This window comes from Xenorhabdus littoralis (assembly GCF_033949345.1).
Classification (GTDB): Bacteria; Pseudomonadota; Gammaproteobacteria; order Enterobacterales; family Enterobacteriaceae; genus Xenorhabdus; species Xenorhabdus littoralis.
Window position 1 is genome coordinate 39,805 of record NZ_VCDP01000010.1, and the last position, 23,650, is coordinate 63,454.

Here is a 23,650-nt window from a genome sequence, read left to right on the forward strand (position 1 = left end):
CGTTACCTTAATTTTTCCTGATTGCGGACAGCCCAAAATTCTATGTGCAGACCAGGAAATTCACCGGCCAGATGTAATGCAAAACCCCCGGATTTGTCCATCTGCTTCCACAGATCTCCCTCTTTTTCCAACTCAAAATAGACGTACCCTGAATGCCAGGGAATTTGTCTGGGTACAGATGGCATGGCCCGCAGTGGAATACCCGGTAATTGCAACTGAACCAATTCACGTATGCGGTCAACAGGCGAAATTTTCATTTGGGCCGGAAAGTTGCTCATCAATATATCGTTAGCAACGTCAGCATGGACGGCCAGTACAAAGCTGAACATATTTATCATATTGGAATCGGGTAACGTAGCAATGTTCAGGCCATGAGAATATTCCGTTAAAGGTAACTGAATAGCCTGTTCTTCCAGAATTATTGAGAGTCCCTGACGCAGTTGGAACATAAGCTGGTTGAAACACTGAATTAAATTATCGTGGTTATAAAGCGGCAAGATCTCTTCTGGTACACGGTTTGGGGAGAACGTTGTCAGTTCGGTCGCAAATTGCAGCCATTCACTGAATAACCGTTCCGGATGCAATAATGATAAATTCTGCATGTGGTTCACTTGGCCGCTATAGCGATTCAGAAGTGACAACAAGAGAAAATCCATGATTTCAGAATCGTTATAGCGTCCCAGTTGTAACAGGCGTTGGCTGATTTGCTGGCGGCGCTGTTCCAGCAGACCCTGTATGTCGGTGATAAAACTGACTACCCGCGGACTTGCCCGACAATTGAGCAGCGGAGGAATGAATAACGCGTCAAGATGGAGTTTATTATCGCTCGTTTTATTGACGACATGTGCGATGGTCAATGCAGTCCATTCCGGCGTTAAATCGGATTCCAACATCAAACGTAAACGCATTTTGCCAAATTGGATTGCGGCATTACCGACTGACATCGCGTTAAAGTCATTGACTTCAACGTCGATGCTGACAAAGCGAGCCAAAGAGTCTTTTTGTTCACTGAAAATGATTTCTTCTTTTCCCCGCCGGAAAGTGGGGAGAGCCAGTACTACATTGATATTTGACTGATTTTCAGTGAGTTGCAAGGGTGTTGGAGCATTGGCGGCATCAAAACTAAATGGGGTTCCGTCAGGAAGAATTCCGCTGGCAGAGGAAAGTTTTATTTTACTTTGATTGAGTAACTCTTGATCTAATTCGAGGGTCAAAAATCCCCAATAGTAAGGTGTTTGTGCTATCCCCCAATCACGAGTATAGGCTTCTAAATAGTTTTCCGCCTGTTGGAAATGGTGAGGGCGTAAAAACATACCTTCTGTCCAGATAACTTTTTCTGATCTATTCATCGTTTTCTTCATTTCCTGCTGTACAACTTAAGTCACATTTTTTGATGAGACTTAAGCCATTGTTAGTGACTTTGACGCACACACGTAATTCGTCAGGAGCAGAACGCCAGAACTCATAAAAAGCAGGTTTTTCAGGTATAGGAACGGGAAATGAAAGACGCCACTTCTTACCGTTCAATTGTTGATACTCAGCAATAATTCCGATGTAGTTAGCCTCCGATTTATTTTTTTCCAATAAGCAATGAATAGGTTGGGAAGGGCGGACAAAAAGTTGATCTTCATTAATTAATTTATCGTCTAATACATTCTGAGCGTTTTCTTGCAGAGAAAAAAAATCAGCGGACATAAACTTTTCATTCGACTTCAATAAAATGACCCGCATTTTCAGTGGAGCGGAATTATTCGAGCCAGAGGCGGTATCGAAGATAATTTTATAAGGTGGTAATTTTTTTTCTTCTGATGAACAACCTGCAATGGCCAACAAAAACAGGGACAAAAATACGCCTCTAAACAACCATCCGATTGAATGTAAGCTATTTATTGAGATTTCTTTTTTCTGGGGCAGAGGTATTTTCATTAGGTTCACCATATCTGCCGGATAGTACAGCGTCAGGCGGCCATGATAAGCACTTTTGTTTGACTGGGCACAATGCGGGAACCTACTGCATTAGTTGAATTCTGCATGCTGGTGCTTGATAACCGTGTGGCAGGTGTACCTTTGATCAAGACCGAATTGGCTCCCATGACATGGCGTGATGGCCCCATGACCGTACCGGAAGCCACGCCAAGATTGACGCCCGCATTATCTCCCATTGTTATGGGAATAGAGGTTGCCAGATTATGTGCGGGACAACCCATAAACAGGATATTCATTGCATTGCTGATGCCGGTAGGGCCTTGCGCTATATTAGGATAAGGCACCGGCACAGGAGTAAACATGGGTGTCAGGCAAACATCGGGGGTAGCCAGATCCATTCCGCCACCTTGAGTATTGGCAAACATAGTTTTTCCTTTAGTTGAGATAAAATTAGTTGAGATAAAATTAGTTGAGATAAAATTCGTTGATATGAAATTAGCCGATATGGATCTGTTCAGCATCGATTTTGGTGATGGCTTTTGCCGTCACGATAGTTTGTTGAGCATGTAACCGGACATAATCTTCAGCCTGCATATCCAACTGACCGGCATGAACTTTCTCTGTTTGTGTGGTATGGCGAAATAGCCGGTTGCTCAGTTGTGTGACTGTTTGCCAGAGAGATTCAAACTGATTGCCGACCAAACGGGTGATTGACACCCACGCAGACAGCGATTCTCCACTGTATTGCATCTCACTGATATGGCAGTTCCCGCTGTTGGCTGTGATATTCAACCCATTGCTATTCATGTTCAGATTGCCGTGGGAAGTGATGGTCAGATCGCCGGAAACGCTGATTTCAGCCGCCTGTTGCTGTTCTGTCCGTTCTAATATGGCTAAAACCCAGAGTTGATCATCAATTTTTGTAATGAGTACGGTATCTCCCAGATCTGGTTTCAGCAAACAACTGGCAGCGCGTCGGCAATGCCAGCCACGGTTGTTCTTGCTCTCTGCCATAAAACTGCCGTCCTGATGAATGCTGACGATCTGTCCGGTAATTTGCTGTAATGGCTCGGTAGTAAGGGTATATGAGGAAAGCGCATAAGAAGGATTCGTCATGTTGATTCTCCGGATTAAATCTTATTATGTTGCATACTCCACTCTTCAGCCGCGAATAGCTCAGGATCATTTTCCAGAATGCCCTGACGATCAGAAAATAATGTTTCAATCTGTTGGGTGCGATGAAAAAGTGTCCTCATGAAATGGGCTGCGCGAAAATCACTGTTGTTGACATTTGCATAAGAAAGATCAGCGTAAGGCATATCGCAGCCGGTAAATTGTGCATTCTCTGCATTCACTTTGTGCATGATTGCCATTGAAAGTTTGCTGTGCCGGAAATCCGCAGATTCCAGACATGCATCAACAAAAATGGCTTGTTCAAACTGACTGTCTTTGCAACAGGCCCGGGTTAAATCGGCTTCGGTGAATAGCGCCTGAGTTGCATTGACATTTGATAGTAAGGCATCTTTTAAAATCGCCCCCTTGAAATTGCAATTAGTCAATATGGCATGACTGAAATCGACATTATCAAGCTGGCTATTTGTGAACTGGCACATTTTAAATTGCTGTTTGTGGTAATTTTGACCACGGAGGTCACATTCAAAAAAAACAGCTTTGTCGAATTCATTGACAGAAAAATTAACTTTCCGTAAATCCTGCCGAAAAAAAGTAACCAGAAAAAAGTGATTATGACTGAATTTAGTTTTATCCATGGAGGCATCAATAAATGTGACCCGATCAAAGTGGCTGTGGTTGAAATCAGCCTGCTGCAAAGAACTGGATGAAAATTGGATATTATTCTGTTTGGTCGCGGTAAACTGAGTTTTGTCTAAAACAGATTTATTGAACACACTGTCTGCCAATGTACTTTTGTTGAAAACCGTTCTAATCAGATTGCACTGATCAAATACGCTTTGTTCAAATATGGCAGCATTGAAAATGGCTTCTTCTATTTGGCACTCGGTAAAAACAGATTCTTTTATTACAGCATGAGAAAAATCAGTGCTTGAAAAATCGACTTCTTTGAAAATTCCCCCTGATAAATCACGTCCTGCGAGTGATATATTCTGCAAGCTGATTTTTTCAATAATCTCACCTTGTTTGATTTTATCCACTAATTCATCAGCTGTGAGTGAATTCATATTATTTCCTTATCTCTTTTGGGCAAGGTTTTGGTTCGATTAATGTAGGCATTGGTAATTGAAGTCGAATCATCGATAATCGATTGGGACATATCGGTGCGGAATAAATTGGCGTTTTGTAAGTTCGTGTTGATAAAGCTGCATTTCTGCATCAGTGCGCCAGCCAGATTGGCATTATTGAGTAAGGTATCCCGAAAATTAGCGCTAGTAAATATACTGTTTGTTGCATTTAAATACTGCATATCGGCTGACTGGCAGTCGGACTCACTGAGATCACTGTTATTCAGGGTTGCGGCATAGAAACTCGCTTTGACCAGAGGCATCTGGCGCAAATTGCATTCTGTCAGTGTCGCATGGCTGAAATCCGCCTGATTAAGTTCACTGTCCATGGCGAATGCACAGGTCAGTAATTTGGCTGAGTGAAACCGGCTTCCGTTTGCCATCGTTTCCACCCATGAACAGCTTTCCAATTCCGCGTTGTCAAAAATCACTTGTTTCAGCTTACATTTAATAAATGTCACCTTACTCAGGTTTGCGTGATGGAATTTGAGCGCAGGGAGTTCAAGTTCCATAAATGTGCAAGATTTCCATTGTGAATATTGGAAATCACAATGGCTGATAAAGATTTTTTGTAAGAGTAAATCTTCAAATAGGACATGATGAAAGCGGCAGTGATCAAACCGCGTTTCCTGTAGCTGGGTTTTCTCAAAACTTACCTCAGAAAAGTCGCTGTGCTCGCATTTAGCCAATGCCAGACTGGCGCTATCTAACTTGGCACCCCGCAGTGAAGCATGGCAGATATCTGTTCTGGCCAGCATGGCTTCATTGAAATTTGCTTCATCCAGTTGGCAGTGATTTAAACAGGCGCTTTCCAATAAAGTACGGGAGAAGTTGGCTCCCCGTAAATCCATGCCTGACAAATCAGCACCGGTAAAATCCATGCCGCTGAAATCTCCTCCGTGCAACATGATATTCTGTACTCGTTTCCGGATAATCTGTGACAGGTTGCCGGTCAGACGCAGAGCGGGTAGTTGCGATTGAACCGTAGACAGGTACATTGTGTGCATTGATTGTGTAATCCGAGCCAGCTCTTTATCATCAATCTCCATTTTTTGCTGCTGCTGACGCAATATATCCTGCATTCGATGCATATTTTCCGGCCCTCTGATCTGGTTCTCCGTAGTCTGATTTTTAACATCAATGCCTTGATCCTTTGCTTTGGCAACTGCTTCTGTCCGTTGCAATTCAGCTTCAGCACGTTTCCGAACGATATCCTGCTCTATTTGTTCTATGAACTCCGGTAATTCATCCAATTTGGGCGATTTAAAATCAGTGTGTTGTTCGGTTTGTGCCGGAATCAACGCATTGATATCTTTACCATATTCAGCCAATCTTTCTTTCATCTGTTCACGCAGGCGTTTTTCTCGATTTTGGAAATTTTTCTGCAATTGCAATAGAGGAGCACTTTCAGGCTGTTCTGTATCTAGCCACGGGCCAATGATTTCTTCAGGAATCAGATCTTTTTCCCGAAAAGTGTATAAGGCACCTTTTTCTTTATCCATGCGTTGTTCCAGAACCTGTAAATAATGGCTCTCCGGGCGGGGCTTATCAGGTAATTCCAGTGCCGATATCATTTGCAGGACATCTTTGGCATCATCTTCATTAACTTGTATGCTGCCATGCCAAATCAGGAACATTTTTTCCAGATGAGGAAAAAACCATACAGTTGTGTTGCGCATGATGACTTCTTCAAAAACTTCTTCATCAAGACGCAATCGTTTGATAAAACAACGTGCATTCCAGTCCGGTAATGTACCTTCCTGCACGGGTTTTTCCGGATGCATATTCCAAATGCGCCATGCCGCCTGTTCTGGCAGGGAGGGTTTTTCTTCCCACCACTGATCTTTTGGCGCTGCATTAAATAATCGCCAGTCGATATCACCGGAAAAGCCGGGAAATTCGTTTTCCAGCCACGCGTTGTCGTATTTTTTTCCAATACGGGTAAACCGGCATGGCCAGGAAAAATCCAGAGGGCAAAAACTGGCCGGAGCAGGTATTTCTTGTTCGGATAGTAAGCGCTGTTTTGATATCAACCGATTATGCAGTGTTTCAATATTGGGTAAGCGGTGAACCCTCATCCCATCTTCTTGCTCCTCTGGTTCGGAACCGATACCGAGTGGATTATCTTCATAGTTTTTACCGCCAAAAGCCCGGCTCCAATCCAATCGTATTTGTTCAAAAGGTTGGGGCTTTGAAGGACTATCATCAACCCAATAACGGTCACCAAAAACAGCTAAATTTTTTTCCAGTTTTTCCACCTGAATACGGGCCGTACACGTGGTTTTATCTGTCTGATGATGAGTATAGGCATAGCCTGTTGCCAAAAATTCAGCACAGGGTTTAGGTATCGCGAGATCGATAATGTTGTTACAGGTTTTCAATTCTCTTTCAGCCAGTTGCCACAGTTCTGCTTCCGGACGCAGGCATGGAGCAGAACTCATGTCAGCCAGTGCCATAGCGGAGATCCCAAGATGATTTTTCTGCAACCAGCGATAAGGTCGGTAAAGTATACTTAAACGCAAAGGTTTAATAATTTTCATTGAAATCCTGAAAGGGATAGTTATTAACTGATGATATGTAATGTGCTGTTTATAATATTGCTTGTTGATTTGATGATTGAAATAGTGGTATCGCTTAATACCGTGGTTGCTTTAACGATTTTGGTTTCTATTTTATTAAGGTCAATAAGGCTCTCGCTGACACTGGTCCCCGTTGTTGACAAATTTACTGCTGTAAAACTTTGACTATTGCCTGTTCTGGATTGCGATACTCCTGTATAACTTTGGCTCATGCCCACGATGGAAACAGATAAAGATTTAACTGACCAAAAATGCTGTGGACAATCTATTACCACGTTGGTATCGCTTTTGATCGTAATAAGGTTGGGGCTTGAAATCGTTGTTACCCCTGTAATATCTTGTATCCAATTACCATTAATTTTTGCGTTCAGATTACCATTAAGTTTATAAGTATCCCCGCCACTGATTTCTGTTTCTCGTCCGTTTTTAATGGATTCTTGCTGACCATCTTTGATAGTTAATTTGTCTGAACCTTCAATCGTTGTTTCGTGATTTGCTTTGTAAGTGAAATTAGCATTTCCTTTTACGGTATCTTTTTGTTCTTTTTTTATCTCAGTGGTACGGTTTCCATCAATTGTGATTTTTTTATCTTTTTCCACCGAGATATTCATGTCACGTTCGGCATGTAAATCAAATAATTCTTTATCAGGTTCATCATCTAAAAAGAGATAGTTTGCCTGATCGTGTTTTCCTCCCTTTGTATTTGACATAATGCCGACACGGGTTTCATGTTTCGGTAAATCCCAGGGAGGCATATTCTCATTATTGTAAGTACTGCCGATGACTAAAGGTTTATCAGGGTCACCATTGACAAAACTGATGATAACTTCTTCCCCCACGCGAGGGATACAGACACTGCCATAACGCCAGCCGGCCCAACGTGTCGCAACACGCATCCAGCAAGAACGGGTGTCATCTTCTTTATCGTCCCTGTCCCACCGGAATTTCACTTTTATCCGGCCATATTTGTCAGTCCATATTTTTTTATCATCGGGGCCGGTGACAATGGCAGTTTCAAGGCCGGTTGCTTTTGGCCATGGTGTGACAACCTGCGGTTTCCAGTGCGTATCAGCCGGAATAGCATCAAATTGAATGATGTTTTTATTCTTATCAAGCGCGTCTCTGTTTTTATTAAGATGGTCATCTTTATCAGGATAATCGTCAGTAGTGCCGGATATATAGTGAGACTCTTGGAAGAAGTAGTGTGCGCCTACAATTAAGTAGTCATTGTATTCATCGCCTTTAATATCAGTGGGGAGTGATAGATTAAAGACATGTCCAGGAGCCATGCCCATTACATTTCCTTCTCCATCAATCAATTCGCTTCTTGCTTCGGCAGCTTGCTGGCGAATCCGGGTATAAAATTGTCCTTGTTCGCTTTTTGCATAGTGCCCGGGCCAAATAAACATTTCTGAATCATCAATAGAACTGATCGGGGTCTGGGTAACTGTAGATAATTTCGCCCGTGGTTTACGGAAATCGTAATCATCAGAGCTATAAGTTTGTGGTATGGTGATACTGGAGACATTCCAGTTATAGATATATTCTTTAAGGTGTCTTTTAAGTGAGTGACGTGTGTGGTGTATATTGATATATTTAATTTTTTCATATCCCGGCATAGGTTCATGTGATTGAGGCGCATCTACCAAAATCATGGTATGAATTCCCATCTCATGTTTGAAGTAGTAATAAATCCCTTCATGTTCCATCAACCGATGAATAAAATCGAAATCAGTTTCGTTATGTTTAACGCAATATTCCCATGTGCGATATTTTTCGGTGAGCTGATTTTCAAAGATAATGCCTGCATTACTCAATATCTCTGAGATAATATCGGGAACATCTTTATTTTGCCAAATGCTATAACCAAGATTTTTCTTTAAATCCCATAATTTAGGTCTTACTGTGGCAGTATATAAGTAGAGCCTGTCGTCATATTTGTAAAATGGAGAGTAGGATATCTTTTCTATGTAACCACTTAAATATCTTGTTGGCAGAGACTTGCTTTTTATTTCTATAGTGAGTGCTGTGTTATGTAAAGAAATGGGATCAGCCAATCTCTTCTCACTTAATAATTGAATCTCAAACTCGTAGGCTTCCGATAATCTTTCTATTCCTTTAAGTGAATTGAAATATAAAGATTTTCCAGACAATGAGCTATGTGCGATAAATTTTCTCTCCATAGGATGTCCTTGCTTTTGCTTAAAGCTACCGCATATTCCTGACTGATCAAGGAACATACGAAGATTGGAGTAACACATGAATGATGAGCTTTCCGACTAACATTGATTTAAGCATAAGGTTTACTATTTTCAATTTACGAATGCTCTTCTGTTTACTTGATGTATAAGTTTATTTTATGGTTTTTTAGGGGGTGATGTTTACTTGCTTGTTAAGTAAGCAGTTTTAATAAGGCCTGATTGAGCAGAGTTATGGATATTATTTAACGAAGACTAAACCCATTTGACCTACAGATTAAGTTGTGCTTTTATCCTGTTTTTTTGGGATTTCCCTGATGTAATGTTGATATTTTTCCTCTGTATTTCTGCGGATTACAAGACTCTCGTCAGACCGAAAGAATCAATCTTTCTCTTATTTGACATTCTTTTCCCGACAATTTGTATTGTTATTATTGGTGCTGGAAGATGAGAATAGATTGGGTTTTTTGATGACACTCATCTTGATTGACATGTTTTTTTCAGAAAAATGTGCAACTTAACTCTCGTTACAACATCTCATTACAACATCTCATTACAACAATATTAATTTTGATTCATTTTGGTTTGATTAAATCTATCCTGTTGGTTGTGTTTTAATCATTTGTTTGGGATGGAGTAATCGGTCTTGAAAATTCATGCAAACTGTATAATTCAATTTTTTAAATTATTATTCTGCTTAATCAATATTTGATTGGAATATTATTTTGATAAATTTATTTTTTTTGGTGTTTTGTAAATTCAACATTGTAAATACTATGTTTCTTTTTTACCGCGAAAAACACTTTTGCAGATATAAAATAAAGGGGGAAAGCAGCATTTAATTCTGCATTAACTCTATGAATTAAAAGTTTTTATACCACAGTTCGCTATTGTTTTAAATATGATTGCCATCCTGGTTTTGTAACATAAATGTGATTTAAATCTTATAAATTGATTAATTCTGTTACAGGCTATTATTCTGTATTGGATTTTTATATTCAGCATATTATGCTTGTGGATATCACTCATCAATAGGGGGCAGAATGAAGGTCCTTATTTTAGGCGGCGGTGTTATTGGTGTAACCAGCGCGTGGTATCTCGCGCAAGAAGGTCATGAAGTTATCGTGGTAGATCGTCAAAATAGTGCTGCTGAAGAAACCAGTGCAGGTAATGCCGGACAAATCTCGCCCGGATATGCGACACCCTGGGGAGCTCCGGGGATCCCACTGAAAGCAATAAAGTGGGTGTTTCAACGTCATGCGCCTCTGGCCATTCGTCCTGACGGTTCGCTGTTTCAATTGCGCTGGATGTGGGAAATGCTGCGCAATTGTGATGCAAGCCATTACGCCATGAATAAAAGCAGAATGGTGCGTTTGGCAGAATATAGCCGGGACTGCATTAAACAATTAAGGGCAGATACGGGAATACAATATGAGGGTCGTCAGGAAGGCACTTTACAACTGTTCAGAACCGGTAAGCAATTTGATAATGCTGCCAATGATATTAAAGTATTAGAACAGGAGGGCGTTCCTTATCGGTTATTGACCGCAGAACAACTGGCAACAGTAGAACCTGCTCTTGCCCATGTCTCCCATAAATTGACAGGGGGATTGCAATTGCCGAATGATGAAACCGGTGATTGTCAGATTTTTACCAAGGCACTGGCAAAAATGGCAGAAGATGTTGGTGTAAAGTTTATATTCAACAAGCAAATTAAACAGATTTTGGTAGAAGGAAATAAAATCACGGGTATCCAATGTGATGATGGCATCATGACAGCGGATAATTATGTAGTGGCAATGGGGGCTTATTCTACCGATATATTGAAAGATCTTGTCAAAATTCCGGTCTATCCAATGAAAGGTTATTCACTGACAATGCCGATTGTGGACGAATTAAGAGCGCCTGCGTCAACGGTTTTGGATGAGACTTATAAAATCGCCATTACTCGTTTTGATAATCGCATTCGTGTTGGTGGAATGGCGGAAGTGGTTGGTTTTAATTTAAATGTCCCCCAGAATCGCTGTGAAACCTTAAAAATGGTTGTGCAGGATCTTTACCATAATGGTGGCAATATTGCGGAAGCCTCATTCTGGACAGGTCTGCGCCCCATGACACCGGACGGAACACCAATCGTCGGTCCAACTAAATATTCGAATCTCTATTTAAATACCGGGCATGGAACATTAGGCTGGACGATGGCCTGCGGTTCAGGAAAGCTACTGTCTGATTTAATTTCTGGCAATAAACCAGATATTGCAGCAGATGATCTCTCTGTATTCAGATATATCAATGGGTTCAATATAAAAGTGCTTCCAATGAAGCCTCATTTACATATTGCATAAACGATAAAAAGGGGTCGTCATGCCACGTCCTATTTTGGCAACGATCCATCTCGAAGCATTTCGCCATAATTTGGCGCTTATTCGCCAAAAGGCCGGCCACAGTAAAATCTGGTCGGTGGTGAAAGCGAATGCGTATGGGCATGGATTGGACAGAATATGGCAATCACTCATTCAGACGGATGGTTTTGCTCTGCTTGACATGAATGAAGCTATTTATTTAAGGGAACAGGGATGGCAGGGACCAATCCTGCTATTGGAAGGTTTTTTCAAACCGACAGATTTGCAGATTATTAATCAATATCGTCTGACAACTTCTGTACATAGCCATTGGCAGCTTGAGGAGATAGAAAAAGCCAAATTAAATAACCCTATTGATATCTATTTAAAACTCAATAGTGGAATGAATCGGCTGGGATTTACGCCAAAAGATTATCCACAGATAGTTTCATTGGCAAAAGGGATCAAGAATATCAATTCAGTGACTTTGATGACCCATTTTGCCAATTCAGATAATGGCGTGGGGATTAATGAACAGTTTGCTGTTGTAGAACGCCTGCAATTGGACTCGCTTCCTTACTGTCTGGCTAATTCTGGTGCAGTTTTATGGCATCCTGAAACACATGGCGATTGGGTACGGCCGGGCATTATTCTTTATGGTGCATCTCCCAGCGGAAAGTGGCGTGATATTGCGGATGTTGGGCTCAAATCAGCTATGACATTGCAAAGTGAACTCATTGCGGTGCACGAACTCCCTGTGGGCGAGAAAATTGGCTATGGCAGCCGTTACACGACTCAGCAGTCCATGCGTGTTGGCACAGTCGCTTGCGGCTATGCGGATGGATATCCCCGACACGCTCCAACAGGAACGCCTGTCATCGTTGATGGTGTCCGTACTCAATTATTGGGTGCTATATCAATGGATATGCTGACGGTTGATTTGACTCCATGCCCGCAGGCAAAAGTCGGCAGTGTTGTTGAATTGTGGGGAGAAAACCTATCCGTGGATGAAGTTGCAGAATCGGCTGGAACCATTGGTTATGAACTTTTGTGCGCTTTAGCGCAGCGCGTCCCTGTTATTGTGAGCTAATCGCTAATAGAATCGCTGACTAATAGCTGATTCATCAGGTTATAACTCCTTCTGTCTCAGGCATTTTTCTTTTTTGGTTTTAGGATAAATGCCTGTTTTATTGATTTTTTATGCATATAGCTCTTTCATACTCCAAGCTACTATTTCCTTTGTTGCCTTTGTTGATTGCGTTTTCCCGCTCCAATTAGATAATCAACCCAAATTCAGGTTAGCTTACATCAGAGATTTTGCGGCAGCGGATAACAACAGAAAGTCTGTCGGGATTGCCATTTTTAGGTAGTAATGGGCTATTGATACGTGCAGTTTCGATACAAGCCATATTTTTATAACCTTCCTTGCCCATATCCTTCATGCTACTGGATAGTGCGGCTCCGGGATTCCAGCACACTATATCACTTTGGTGATAATGGTGTATTTCAACCGTTCGTTTCCACTGCGGATCTCTGAGCAGACTAAAATCGTCTGGCTCTGTATAGATACGATCGGTTCGTCCTGAGAAGATTAAATCTCCATGAACGTACTGTTCTCTGTCAGCAACAGTGTCAATAAAATGATCACCAAGCCCGCTGACCCGAATTTGATTGATATCGCTGACATTGAAGTAAGAGTGAAGGGCGCAGGTAGCTTGATATTCACCATGAGACTCTAATTCTATTTCGCAGGTTTCCCCTAATTTAAAGCGGGCAATCAGGGTGAACTCATGTGGCCATAATTTATGGGTATAAGCATTATCCTGTAGTGTGAATGTCAAAATAACGCCATTCTCATTTTCATTATGCGCTTTGAGCTCCCAAGGTAATATCCGTGCAAATCCGTGGCTGGGAGCGGAAGACGGCCCGAACCAAGGCCAACAGATGGGAATACCACCACGAATGGGCGTTCCTGAACTGAAAGCGGTTTTATCACTCACCCATAAAACCGGTTTTTCACCACTAGGCTGCCATGTGATTAGATGCGCACCCTGAATACTGATCGCACCACGCGCTTTAGGGTGAGAAATAACTATCAGCGGAAAACCATCAATATTTCGCTGGCTGATATAAGGGGATATCTGTTCTACAACCGGTAATGAGAAAATTTTATCAAGCATCTGTCATAACCTTATGTAAATCTGAATTGGCAGTGAAACCAAGCCTCAAGAATAGCGCAAAAAAGCCATCTGTAAACAGATGGCTTTTGAATGGGTATGAAAGCTCAATTATTTAGAGATATGAGCGATCAGATCCAGAACTTTGTTAGAGTAACCCGTTTCGTTGTCATACCAAGAAACCAGTTTCACAAAGTTGTCGTTCAGCGCGATACCGGCTTTTGCATCGAATACAGAAGTCAGTTTTTCGCCGTTGAAGTCAGTAGAAACAACGTCATCTTCAGTGTAACCCAGAATACCTTTCAGGTCGCCTTCTGCTGCTGCTTTGATTGCGTCACAGATTTGTGCGTAAGTTGCTGGTTTCTCCAGACGTACAGTCAGGTCAACCACAGAAACGTTAGGAGTAGGAACACGGAAAGACATACCAGTCAGTTTGCCGTTCAGTTCTGGAATAACTTTACCTACTGCTTTTGCTGCGCCAGTTGAAGATGGGATGATGTTCTGCGCTGCACCACGACCACCACGCCAGTCTTTCGCAGAAGGACCGTCAACCGTTTTCTGGGTTGCAGTAGTTGCGTGAACAGTTGTCATCAGACCTTCAACAATGCCGAATTTGTCATTGATAACTTTAGCCAGTGGAGCCAGACAGTTAGTGGTGCAAGATGCGTTAGAAACGATCTCCTGACCTGCATAGGCGTTGTGGTTGACGCCCATAACGAACATTGGGGTGTCGTCTTTGGATGGGCCAGTCAGAACAACTTTTTTCGCGCCAGCAGCGATGTGTTTACGTGCAGTCTCGTCGGTCAGGAAGATACCGGTTGCTTCAGCAACGACATCAGCACCAACTTCGTTCCATTTCAGGTTAGCTGGATCTCTTTCTGATGTAACACGGATGGTTTTGCCGTTAACAACCAACTGACCGTCTTTAACTTCAACAGTACCGTTGAAGCGGCCGTGGGTTGAATCGTATTTCAGCATGTAAGCCATGTACTCAGCATCCAACAGATCATTGATTGCAACGATTTCAATATCTGAACGCTCTTGTGCAGCACGGAAAACAATACGGCCGATACGACCAAAACCGTTAATACCTACTTTGATAGTCATAGTATTCCACCAGCTATTTTTTAGTGAATTAAAAGTTGTTTCTAAAGTTACCAAAATCTTGCCAGCCGTCAAGCGGAATCGTGTCAACAATTGAAAAATATCAATTTAAGCAGCACTATCTGAACGCTTGCTGTACAGCCGGGACAAGCTTTACGGGCACTATTATCGGGGTATCAGGAGATATTGAAAGTTACCATTGGTTAGATATGTGAGATTTATCACAATTAGTAAAGTAAATTGCTATGTTTAATGGGGTAGAATGCGTTTCGTCATTTTGATGTTAATTTTTTGTTGTTTTCGATGATTTTGTATTGAAAATATTGGCCTTAAAAGGTGGTCATTATGATTAAAAGTCAACACATTTCCCTTTCTATGGAAAAACTTAGCCCAATTCAGCGCCATGTTACCCAGGAAGCCGGCACTGAACCGCCATTTTCAGGGAAACTACTACACAACAAGAAGAGTGGCATTTACCATTGTTTGTGTTGCCGGCAGCCACTGTTTATTTCTGATACCAAATTTGATTCCGGTTGTGGATGGCCGAGTTTTTATCAGCCGATTAATGATAAATCCATCACTTATATTGATGATTATTCGCATAACATGCACCGGATAGAAGTGCGTTGCAGTCATTGTCAGGCACATTTGGGGCATGTTTTTCCCGATGGCCCCAAGCCGACAGAAGAGCGTTTTTGTATTAATTCAGCATCATTGCGTTTTGTTGATGATGAAACGGGTGAAGAAACAGCCGGTTAATATCATTATCGACGATTTTTTGATCCGATCGGACGTTTAGTTTTAACAAAGAAAGCAGAAACAGCGCAAACAATAGAAACGATTCAGCTTAATGCTGAATGATAAAAGCATTAATAAAAGTATCAATTTGTAATCGTGTCGGCTTATCGTTGTGCGAATAGTACATACAGCCGTTAAGGAAATATCGATGAAGTTAGATCATTTACTCTCTGCCATGACGCCTGAAATCTATCAAAGATTAGTACAGGCAGTTGAACTAGGAAAATGGCAGGATGGCGTGCCGTTAACGCCAGAACAAAAAGAATATAGTTTGCAGGCGGTGATGCTCTGGCAAGCCAAGCATAATCACGATCCCGAACACATGACGATTGGTACAGATGGCCAAATTACCGTAAAAAGTAAGCAAGAGTTAAAGGCAATATTCCAGTCTGAGATGGTTGCTAAATTAAAGCCCCAACCAGAAGAGTGAATTGAATTGAGATAAAACCTCGTCCGTGCAGAGAATAGGCCGAGGTTATGTTTTGGGTTATCGCATTAGGTTTTGATGTTCATAAGAACTTTATGATTTCGCTCTGTGAAATTAATTTGGCACCATGGGCGGCCATCTCTTCAAGTGCATGCTGGCTGTCATTTTCCTGAATATTTACGCCACGGCAACCATCAACCACAACATAGATTTCATAGCCTAATGCCAAGGCATCAAGCACCGTAAATCTGACGCAATAATCTGTGGCAATGCCCAATACAAACAAACGCCGTATATGTTGGTCTGTCAGCCATCCATGCAATCTGGTTTCGCTTTTATGGTCATTGTCGAAGAATGCACTGTAGCTATCTATCTGGCTATTCTCGCCTTTCTGGAAAATCTCTTGGATAGCTGATTGATTTAATGCAGGATGGAGCGCTGCACCAGATTGGCCCTGAACACAATGGATGGGCCACCATACCTGAGGTATGCCATTGAGTTCGCCTAATTCACCTATTTTCTGCCCGGAGTTTTCTGCAAAGCTCATGTGGGTAGCAGGGTGCCAGTCCTGACTGGCTATGATTGGGAGATTGTGTTGCTGAAACAGATCAACGACTTGATTTGCGACCTCAATGACCACATCACTTTCTTTGACCGCCAATGGACCTCCGGTACAGAAGTCATTTTGCAGATCGATAAGTAATAATGCTGTTTTCATCATATTTCTCGATTTATCTTTTATTATTCATTGGAATAGCTCAACTCTCCACGCAGATTTTGTTGCATCAGGCTGCGGATTTCTTCAGGTGTATAAGATTGGCTCAGTAAGTAGTGCAATTTAGTCAAAGCTGCTTCGAACGTCATGTCGTAACCGCTGATAACGCCGGATTTGGCTAATGCGTGACCCGTAGCATAACCTCCCATGTTGACCCTACCAGAAATACATTGGGTCAAATTAATCACGATAATTCCTCGCTCGTTCGCTTCCTTTAATGTTTTCAGCAAAGCGGCACACTGCGGGGCATTGCCGACACCATATGATCGTAAAATCAATGCCTTGACAGGTTGCATCAGGATATTTTCGACTACTTGGCTGGATAACCCCGGATAGATGGTGACGACTCCAATTGGTTGCGATGTAACCGAATTTACGACAAATTCATTGTGACTGACAGGAAGAGGGCTTGCTTGAAAGGTACGAATATTAATGCCCGCTTCCATCAGTGGTGAGCAGTTGGGGGATGAGAAAGCATCAAAGCCGTCTGCATGGGCTTTAATCGTTCTATTGCCGCGGAACAATTTATTGTTGAAAAACAGGCCTACTTCGTTGATAGGATAGTGAGCGGCGAGATACAGCGCATTAAGTAGATTTGTCTGCCCATCGGAGCGTAGAGCTTCTAAAGGAATTTGTGACCCTGTCACTATGACCGGCTTATTCAGATTCTCGAACATAAAAGAGAGCGCCGAGGCAGTAAAAGCCATGGTATCTGTACCATGCAGAATAACAAAGCCATCATAGGCATGATAATTCTGGCTGATATCATCCGCGATAATGGCCCAGTCATTAGGACTCATATCAGAAGAATCAATCAGGGGCTGGTGTTCACGGATCGTAAACGTCGGCATTTCTGGGCGATGGAATTCGGGCATTTGTGCGAGTTGTTGCTGTAAATGGCCGGAAACCGGAATGTAGCCATTGGGAGAATGCTGCATCCCGATTGTGCCGCCTGTGTAAACAACATAGATAGATTTTTTCTGCATGGTAACGCCTCAATAAAACATATTTAGCCGGATTGGATTATAGGGAGTACGTGAAATAAAAAAAGCCTGATGGTGAGATCAGGCTTTAAATTTGAGAAAGATTTTGTCAATCAGCTATTTTTAGCGGATATCAACATATTTTATCGAACATCGACACAATTCAGACAGAATGTATAGATGTTCTGCGGATCATTCAGATTATTGTAAAATACTGCTTGTTTTTTCATGTCTTGAGCAACTTGGGCGAATGGAGCCGGCAACATGGATTGCAATGTATTTGGCAACAGTGCTTGCGTGGATGCAGTCAGCCCCAATAAGACTTTTTCAGAGAATGAAAGTTCAGGCTGCATCCAGTCCAGAGAGACATTTTTAACTCCGGCCAATTCAGCCGCTTTTTTAACCGCATCATCAAAATCACCCAGCTGATCGACTAAACCCTGTTTCTTGGCATCAAAACCGCTCCAAACACGTCCTTGGGCGACATTATCTGTTTCGTCCAGAGATTTATTGCGGGCATGTGCAACCAGCCCGATAAATTTGCGGTAGCCACTTTCAATAGATAACTGCATTACTTCGGAGAATGCTGGGTTAATACCTTTGGTAGCAGAGATATCTGCCAACGGTGTTGTTGAAATACCATCTGTATTCACGCCAATATAATTCAGGCTCTTTTCAAAAGTCTGAAGGACACCAAAAATACCGATAGAGCCTGTTAAGGTACTTGGATCAGCAATGATGTAGTTAGCCGGGGTAGATATCCAGTAACCACCGGAAGCTGCTGTTCCGCCCATTGAAACAACAATGGGTTTTGCACCTTCACCATTATTATCTTTATCACCGTGACGGATAGCGGCGATCTCACTGCGGATGATTTCAGACGCACCAACACTGCCGCCAGGGCTGTTTACCCGTAATACGATAGCTTTTATATCGGGATTCTGATGTGCTTCGCGCAGTTGTTTCGTAATCGCATCACTTCCCACTATTCCTGGTGCTTGTTTACCATCTAAAATCGCCCCTTCAGCAATAATGACAGCAATATTGCCTTTATTATCCGGAGATTGCAGTGGTTGTTTTTCCATGTAGTCATAGATACTGATGTAGTTGAAATGCTTTTGCTCTTCATCCCAGCCAAAGATTTTTCTCATTTTATTTTCAACTACACTGCGTGGTTGAATATCATTTACGAGTTGGTTTTGACGCGCATACAGTGAAGGATCACCACCCGCTTTACGGAGTTTTTCAATAAAATGAGTTGCGCCGGGGAAAACTTGTTCGGCAGGGATATGTCTGTTAGCCGCAATGGTATTCAGGTAATTGTTCCAAAGCTCGTTGAGCCAAAGGCTATCGGCTTCACGTGATTCGTCTGACATATTATTCCGCAACAGGGGTTCCACTGCGGATTTGTAAGTGCCTACACGGAAAATATGAATGGAAACTTTCAGGGTGTCTAATAATGATTTGTAGTATAAATGATTAGTTGAGAAACCATGAATATCAACGAGACCTTGTGGAGACAAGTATATTTCATCCGCATAGCTGGCTAAATAGTATTGTGATTGGCTGTAATTATCACCAATTGCATATACTGGTTTGCCGATTTTTTTAAATTCATTAATGGCCTTGCCGATGTATTTCATGGAAGGCTGATCTGCCCCTGTAAAATCATTCAGATTTAACACCATGCCGGTAATTTTGGGATCATCTTTTGCGCGCCGAATGCTGTCAACAATATCAAATAACGAGTTTTCTTTATAATTACTATTGGAAGGATCAAAAAGGTCTTTGCCCAATTTTTCAAGCGGATTAAGAGGGGTGACGCTATCAAGAACGATACCCGATAAGTTGACATATAATGCGCCATGGTAGTTATCGTTAGATGCAGATTGATGCTGATAAGCAATTATGCCAACAGCAACAACAAATATGAATAGAATAAAAATAAGATTAGAAATGAGTTGGCGAACAAAATTCAGCAGCTTCCAACTCCACTGAAATAGAGCTGCTATAAAATTCCATAAAGTACGCATATCGTCTCCAGTTACGGTATCAAGTTGGGGTATCCTAATCAGCTCGTTTGAAAATGTCAGCTGGAAATCATGTGAATGATGGAAAAAATAATTTCTGTGCTTTCATTCGCTAACGAATAAACAGAGAATGTTGAGTTTTTACAGATTATCTTATTCAGGAGAAAAGCATGAATGCTTTAGAACTTTTGTTGAATCGTCGTTCAGTCTCACGTTTAACAACACCAGCCCCACAAGGCGATAAATTACAACATATTTTGGCAGCAGGGATGAGAGCGCCTGACCATGGGGCATTACGTCCTTGGCATTTTGTTGTGATGCAGGAAGAAGGCATTGATAAATTCAGTCAGTTGCTTGAAAAAGCCGCAATTGAAGGTGGATTGGGTAAAGATGTTGAGGAAAAAGCGAAAAATGCACCTTATCGTGCGCCCATGATTATCACTGTGATTGCTAAGGTTGTTGAACATGCGAAAGTGCCTGAATGGGAACAAGTTGTAGCGGCAGGCTGTGCTGTGCATGCTATGCAGATGGCTGCCGTTGCTCAGGGCTTTGGCGGTATATGGCGTTCAGGTTCATGGACTGAAGATCCTATTGTCAAAGCAGGTTTAGGCTGTGGGGAGAATGACAAAATTGTGGGTTTCCTCTATTTGGGGACGCCAGAACTCAGATCACCGATGAAAGTATCTACACCAGATTTGACGAACTTTGTCAGTTACTTCTAACTGGAGGTGAGTGAATGTCAACTGAGATCCGTCTGACTCAGTACAGCCATGGTGCCGGATGTGGCTGCAAAATCTCCCCAAAAGTGCTGGAAACTATCCTGCGCAGTGAGCAGGCAAGTTTTTTTGATCCTAATTTGCTGGTAGGTAATGAAACTCGTGATGATGCTGCTGTGTATGACATTGGCAATGGCACAGGCATCATTAGCACCACTGATTTTTTCATGCCGATTGTAGATGATCCGTTTGATTTTGGTCGTATTGCAGCCACTAATGCTATCAGCGATATTTATGCAATGGGGGGAAAGCCGATAATGGCGATTGCAATTCTGGGCTGGCCGATTGCTAAACTGGCACCAGAAATCGCGCAAAAAGTCATTGAAGGTGGTCGTTCTGTTTGCAAAGAAGCGGGCATTTCTCTGGCCGGAGGGCATTCGATTGATGCACCGGAGCCTATCTTTGGTCTGGCAGTCACCGGTATTATCGATATTGAACGTGTAAAACGCAATAATCAGGCAAAAGCAGGATGCCGCCTGTTTCTGACGAAGCCTTTAGGCGTTGGTGTATTGACTACGGCTGAAAAGAAAGGTCTGCTTCAGCCTGAACACCAAGGTGTTGCGAAAGAGATAATGTGCCAGTTGAATAAGGCGGGAGCAGATTTTGCCGGAATTGACGGTGTCACGGCGATGACGGATGTAACAGGTTTCGGCCTGTTAGGGCATTTGGGTGAAATCTGTGAAGGTTCGGGCGTTCATGCAACGGTCAAATTTTCACAGGTACCAAGATTGCCTGATGTTGATATTTATATTGAAAAAGGTTGCGTACCTGGTGGCACAGGGCGCAATTTTGACAGCTATGGACACTTGATTGGAAAAATGACGGAGAACCAACGTCATCTCCTGTGTGACCCACAGACTTCGGGTGGTTTATTGCTGGCTATTTTGCCAAATGCGGTGGAAGAGGCGAAAGTTATTGCACGAAACCACGACATTGATTTGGTTGCTATCGGTGAACTGACTGAACCTCGCTCAGGCAGGAGATTGATTGAAGTTATTGAATAATGATTTCTCTTTATTAGCCGTTTTTATCGTCAACAATCAGGTGTCGTCATCGCTATTTTTTCAGACCTCGCAAGTGCGGGGTTTTTCTATTAGTTGTGGTAAGTGGAAAACATGTCTAATACTATAGAATCAGTCTTCGAACTAGATGTTTTGAGTAATTTTTTGTTTGTACATAATTGAGTATATTTCTATCTTATTTAGAACGGTTATTGATATAACATTATGTATTTAAAGTAAATTTTATTTTAACTGGTAATCATTGAATAATTCCATGCGTCTTTTTATTGCAGAAAAACCTAGTCTCGCGAGAGCCATAGCGGATGTTTTACCGAAACCTCATCGGCGTGGTGATGGGTTTATCGAATGTGGTAACAACCAATTTGTTACTTGGTGTGTCGGTCATCTATTGGAGCAGGCGGAGCCAAATGCTTACGATAGTCGCTATGCTCGCTGGGTATTGGCAGATTTACCCATCATTCCTGAAAAATGGCAGTTAAAGCCACGGGCTTCAGTGGCCAAACAGCTCAACACGATAAAATCCCTGTTGGAAAGGGCGAACGAAATTGTCCATGCCGGTGACCCTGATCGTGAAGGCCAATTGCTGGTGGATGAAGTGCTGGATTTTTTGGAACTGGACACCGAAAAAAAACAGAATGTCCAACGTTGCCTGATTAATGACCTGAACCCTCAGGCGGTTACAAAAGCAGTGGAACGATTGAGGAGCAATCGGGAATTTATTCCCTTGTGTGTTTCTGCTCTTGCCAGAGCCCGGGCTGATTGGCTTTATGGTATCAACATGACCCGCGCTTATACGCTATTGGGCCAGAATGCGGGTTATCAGGGAGTCTTGTCCGTTGGGCGTGTTCAGACACCTATTTTGGGACTGGTTGTTCGTCGTGATGAAGAGATAGAGCATTTTGTGCCGAAAGATTTCTTTGACGTCAAAGCACATATTGTTACGCCAAATGAAGAGCGATTCACAGCCTTATGGCAGCCCAGTGAATCTTGCATTGATTTTCAGGATGAAGAAGGAAGAGTGATTCATCGAACCTTGGCAGAGCATGTTGTAGCACGAATTACGGGACAACCAGCCAATGTCACTGCATATCAGGACAAACGAGAATCAGAAACTGCACCGTTGCCATTCTCGCTCTCTTCCTTGCAGATTGATGCAGCCAAACGTTTTGGCCTGAGTGCTCAGGAAGTGCTTGATGTCTGTCAGCGACTATATGAAACCCATAAATTGATTACTTATCCCCGCTCTGACAGCCGCTATCTGCCAGAAGAGCATTTTGCGGGTCGTCATGCGGTTTTCAATGCCATCTCAATCCATGCGGCTCAGTTACTCCCGCAGGATGCTTTAGATATGGAAAAAAAGAATCGTTGTTGGGACGATAAGAAAGTTGATGCACACCATGCGATAGTTCCTACTGCACGTAGTAGCCAAGTCAATCTGACAGAAAATGAACATCGGATTTATGGCCTGATTGCCAAACAGTATTTGATGCAGTTTTTCCCTGATGCAATATTCCGCAAGTGTACGATCGAACTTGATATTGCCGGCGGGAAATTTATTGCTAAGGCTCGTTTTCTGGCAGAAGCAGGGTGGAGAACTTTGCTTGGTAACAAAGAAAGGGATGAGGAGAATGAAGGCACTCCATTACCTGTTGTTGCTAAGGGAGATAATCTTTTGTGTGAGAAGGGGGAAGTGGTCGAACGACAGACACAACCACCAAGACATTTTACTGATGCAACATTATTATCTGCAATGACGGGTATAGCACGATTTGTTCAGGATAAATCCCTGAAGAAGGTGTTGCGTGCAACTGATGGCTTGGGTACAGAAGCCACTCGGGCAGGGATTATTGAACTGTTGTTCAAACGGGAGTTTCTGTATAAAAAAGGGCGTCACATTCATGCTACACCTGCGGGACGAGCCTTGATACATGTATTGCCGGATATGGCGGTATTACCAGATATGACAGCTCATTGGGAATCACGGCTGACGCAAATCAGCGAAAAGCAATTTCGCTATCAGGATTTTATGTTGCCTCTTCAGGAAACATTGCAGCAATTAATCTGGCAGGCTAAACAGTATCGTAATTTGAAAGCTTTCAGAGACTTGCCACCTGCGCCTGCCAAAAGCTCTGCGAAAGGCAAAAAAGGAAAGCAGACAAAATTCAGTAGTAAGGCAAAGGCAGATAAAACCAATCAGGCATAACAAAAAATGATAACACAGCACCATAATTGACGGTGCTGTGTTTCATGTCCGG

At 42.4% G+C, this 23,650-nt stretch carries 19 protein-coding genes; 7 read left to right on the forward strand and 12 right to left on the reverse strand.

Translation table 11 applies throughout. From position 1 onward, the window contains the following. Positions 1–2: 2 nt before the first annotated feature. The 7 genes from tssK to FE394_RS03655 form a co-directional block, all read right to left on the reverse strand. Complete coding sequence (tssK, locus tag FE394_RS03625) at positions 3–1,349, reverse strand: type VI secretion system baseplate subunit TssK (RefSeq protein ID WP_319925042.1); 1,347 nt, start codon at positions 1,347–1,349, stop codon at positions 3–5. Further along, positions 1,342–1,926 (reverse strand): type VI secretion system lipoprotein TssJ, encoded by a 585-nt coding sequence (gene tssJ / locus FE394_RS03630; RefSeq protein ID WP_319925043.1) that lies wholly within the window; start codon positions 1,924–1,926, stop codon positions 1,342–1,344. The genes tssK and tssJ overlap by 8 nt, the downstream gene beginning before the upstream one ends. 32 nt (positions 1,927–1,958) lie before the next feature. Continuing rightward, entirely contained in the window at positions 1,959–2,351 is a 393-nt protein-coding gene (locus FE394_RS03635) for a DUF4150 domain-containing protein (protein WP_319925044.1), read from the reverse strand. Between the two features lie 70 nt (positions 2,352–2,421). After that, positions 2,422–3,042: a DUF3540 domain-containing protein gene (locus FE394_RS03640; RefSeq protein WP_319925045.1), complete on the reverse strand. Its 621-nt coding sequence runs from the start codon at positions 3,040–3,042 to the stop codon at positions 2,422–2,424. A gap of 14 nt (positions 3,043–3,056) precedes the next feature. Then, a complete protein-coding gene (locus FE394_RS03645) occupies positions 3,057–4,124 on the reverse strand; it encodes a pentapeptide repeat-containing protein (RefSeq protein WP_319925046.1) in 1,068 nt (355 codons plus the stop codon). Beyond that, positions 4,121–6,724: a DUF2169 family type VI secretion system accessory protein gene (locus FE394_RS03650; protein ID WP_319925047.1), complete on the reverse strand. Its 2,604-nt coding sequence runs from the start codon at positions 6,722–6,724 to the stop codon at positions 4,121–4,123. The genes FE394_RS03645 and FE394_RS03650 overlap by 4 nt, the downstream gene beginning before the upstream one ends. A 23-nt stretch (positions 6,725–6,747) precedes the next feature. Further along, positions 6,748–8,946 carry a type VI secretion system Vgr family protein gene (locus FE394_RS03655; protein ID WP_319925048.1) on the reverse strand — a complete coding sequence of 733 codons (2,199 nt, stop codon included), beginning with the start codon at positions 8,944–8,946 and terminating at the stop codon, positions 6,748–6,750. Between the two features lie 1,058 nt (positions 8,947–10,004). On the opposite strand from FE394_RS03655, the gene FE394_RS03660 reads away from it, so the two are divergent. Together FE394_RS03660 and dadX are read left to right on the forward strand one after the other, a co-directional pair. Further along, positions 10,005–11,306: a D-amino acid dehydrogenase gene (locus FE394_RS03660; protein ID WP_319925049.1), complete on the forward strand. Its 1,302-nt coding sequence runs from the start codon at positions 10,005–10,007 to the stop codon at positions 11,304–11,306. Between the two features lie 19 nt (positions 11,307–11,325). After that, entirely contained in the window at positions 11,326–12,393 is a 1,068-nt protein-coding gene (gene dadX / locus FE394_RS03665; protein ID WP_319925050.1) for a catabolic alanine racemase DadX, read from the forward strand. A gap of 208 nt (positions 12,394–12,601) precedes the next feature. Here dadX and FE394_RS03670 read toward each other — a convergent pair whose 3' ends face one another. Then, positions 12,602–13,483: a D-hexose-6-phosphate mutarotase gene (locus FE394_RS03670; protein ID WP_319925051.1), complete on the reverse strand. Its 882-nt coding sequence runs from the start codon at positions 13,481–13,483 to the stop codon at positions 12,602–12,604. Between the two features lie 108 nt (positions 13,484–13,591). Continuing rightward, positions 13,592–14,587, reverse strand: coding sequence for a glyceraldehyde-3-phosphate dehydrogenase (gene gapA, locus FE394_RS03675; protein WP_319925052.1), 996 nt, complete (start codon positions 14,585–14,587; stop codon positions 13,592–13,594). A 342-nt stretch (positions 14,588–14,929) separates the two neighbouring features. Here gapA and msrB point away from each other — a divergent pair, with 342 nt between their 5' ends. Next, positions 14,930–15,343 (forward strand): peptide-methionine (R)-S-oxide reductase MsrB, encoded by a 414-nt coding sequence (gene msrB, locus FE394_RS03680; RefSeq protein ID WP_319925053.1) that lies wholly within the window; start codon positions 14,930–14,932, stop codon positions 15,341–15,343. A gap of 187 nt (positions 15,344–15,530) precedes the next feature. Next, positions 15,531–15,812: a YeaC family protein gene (locus tag FE394_RS03685; protein ID WP_319925054.1), complete on the forward strand. Its 282-nt coding sequence runs from the start codon at positions 15,531–15,533 to the stop codon at positions 15,810–15,812. A 79-nt stretch (positions 15,813–15,891) separates the two neighbouring features. Here the strand turns inward: FE394_RS03685 and pncA are convergent, their stop codons facing one another. From pncA to sppA, 3 genes are all read right to left on the reverse strand, one after another. Then, complete coding sequence (gene pncA, locus FE394_RS03690; protein ID WP_319925055.1) at positions 15,892–16,530, reverse strand: bifunctional nicotinamidase/pyrazinamidase; 639 nt, start codon at positions 16,528–16,530, stop codon at positions 15,892–15,894. A 20-nt stretch (positions 16,531–16,550) separates the two neighbouring features. Next, positions 16,551–17,570, reverse strand: a complete 1,020-nt coding sequence (gene ansA / locus FE394_RS03695; protein WP_319925056.1) for an asparaginase — start codon at positions 17,568–17,570, stop codon at positions 16,551–16,553. Positions 17,571–17,710: 140 nt separating this feature from the next. Beyond that, positions 17,711–19,600, reverse strand: a complete 1,890-nt coding sequence (gene sppA, locus FE394_RS03700; protein WP_319925057.1) for a signal peptide peptidase SppA — start codon at positions 19,598–19,600, stop codon at positions 17,711–17,713. Positions 19,601–19,767: 167 nt separating this feature from the next. Here sppA and FE394_RS03705 point away from each other — a divergent pair, with 167 nt between their 5' ends. The 3 genes from FE394_RS03705 to FE394_RS03715 all read left to right on the forward strand — a co-directional run bounded on the left by FE394_RS03705 (position 19,768) and on the right by FE394_RS03715 (position 23,598). Then, complete coding sequence (locus FE394_RS03705; protein WP_319925058.1) at positions 19,768–20,319, forward strand: NAD(P)H nitroreductase; 552 nt, start codon at positions 19,768–19,770, stop codon at positions 20,317–20,319. A 14-nt stretch (positions 20,320–20,333) separates the two neighbouring features. Continuing rightward, positions 20,334–21,377, forward strand: a complete 1,044-nt coding sequence (gene selD / locus FE394_RS03710) for a selenide, water dikinase SelD (RefSeq protein WP_319925059.1) — start codon at positions 20,334–20,336, stop codon at positions 21,375–21,377. A gap of 271 nt (positions 21,378–21,648) precedes the next feature. Then, the gene (locus tag FE394_RS03715) at positions 21,649–23,598 is read left to right on the forward strand and encodes a DNA topoisomerase III (RefSeq protein WP_319925060.1); all 1,950 of its coding nucleotides are present in this window, start codon (positions 21,649–21,651) and stop codon (positions 23,596–23,598) included. Positions 23,599–23,650 lie beyond the last annotated feature (52 nt).

Bases quoted from the DNA above. Each gene is read 5' to 3' on its own strand.
- FE394_RS03640 (WP_319925045.1), bottom strand. From the start codon at position 3,042: ATGACGAATCCTTCTTATGCGCTTTCCTCATATACCCTTACTACCGAG.
- FE394_RS03705 (WP_319925058.1), top strand. From the start codon at position 19,768: ATGAATGCTTTAGAACTTTTGTTGAATCGTCGTTCAGTCTCACGTTTA.
- FE394_RS03635 (WP_319925044.1), bottom strand. From the start codon at position 2,351: ATGTTTGCCAATACTCAAGGTGGCGGAATGGATCTGGCTACCCCCGAT.
- selD (WP_319925059.1), top strand. From the start codon at position 20,334: ATGTCAACTGAGATCCGTCTGACTCAGTACAGCCATGGTGCCGGATGT.
- sppA (WP_319925057.1), bottom strand. From the start codon at position 19,600: ATGCGTACTTTATGGAATTTTATAGCAGCTCTATTTCAGTGGAGTTGG.
- FE394_RS03670 (WP_319925051.1), bottom strand. From the start codon at position 13,483: ATGCTTGATAAAATTTTCTCATTACCGGTTGTAGAACAGATATCCCCT.
- gapA (WP_319925052.1), bottom strand. From the start codon at position 14,587: ATGACTATCAAAGTAGGTATTAACGGTTTTGGTCGTATCGGCCGTATT.
- msrB (WP_319925053.1), top strand. From the start codon at position 14,930: ATGATTAAAAGTCAACACATTTCCCTTTCTATGGAAAAACTTAGCCCA.
- FE394_RS03650 (WP_319925047.1), bottom strand. From the start codon at position 6,724: ATGAAAATTATTAAACCTTTGCGTTTAAGTATACTTTACCGACCTTAT.
- ansA (WP_319925056.1), bottom strand. From the start codon at position 17,570: ATGCAGAAAAAATCTATCTATGTTGTTTACACAGGCGGCACAATCGGG.
- dadX (WP_319925050.1), top strand. From the start codon at position 11,326: ATGCCACGTCCTATTTTGGCAACGATCCATCTCGAAGCATTTCGCCAT.
- FE394_RS03655 (WP_319925048.1), bottom strand. From the start codon at position 8,946: ATGGAGAGAAAATTTATCGCACATAGCTCATTGTCTGGAAAATCTTTA.
- FE394_RS03685 (WP_319925054.1), top strand. From the start codon at position 15,531: ATGAAGTTAGATCATTTACTCTCTGCCATGACGCCTGAAATCTATCAA.
- FE394_RS03715 (WP_319925060.1), top strand. From the start codon at position 21,649: ATGCGTCTTTTTATTGCAGAAAAACCTAGTCTCGCGAGAGCCATAGCG.
- pncA (WP_319925055.1), bottom strand. From the start codon at position 16,530: ATGATGAAAACAGCATTATTACTTATCGATCTGCAAAATGACTTCTGT.
- FE394_RS03645 (WP_319925046.1), bottom strand. From the start codon at position 4,124: ATGAATTCACTCACAGCTGATGAATTAGTGGATAAAATCAAACAAGGT.
- tssK (WP_319925042.1), bottom strand. From the start codon at position 1,349: ATGAATAGATCAGAAAAAGTTATCTGGACAGAAGGTATGTTTTTACGC.
- FE394_RS03660 (WP_319925049.1), top strand. From the start codon at position 10,005: ATGAAGGTCCTTATTTTAGGCGGCGGTGTTATTGGTGTAACCAGCGCG.
- tssJ (WP_319925043.1), bottom strand. From the start codon at position 1,926: ATGAAAATACCTCTGCCCCAGAAAAAAGAAATCTCAATAAATAGCTTA.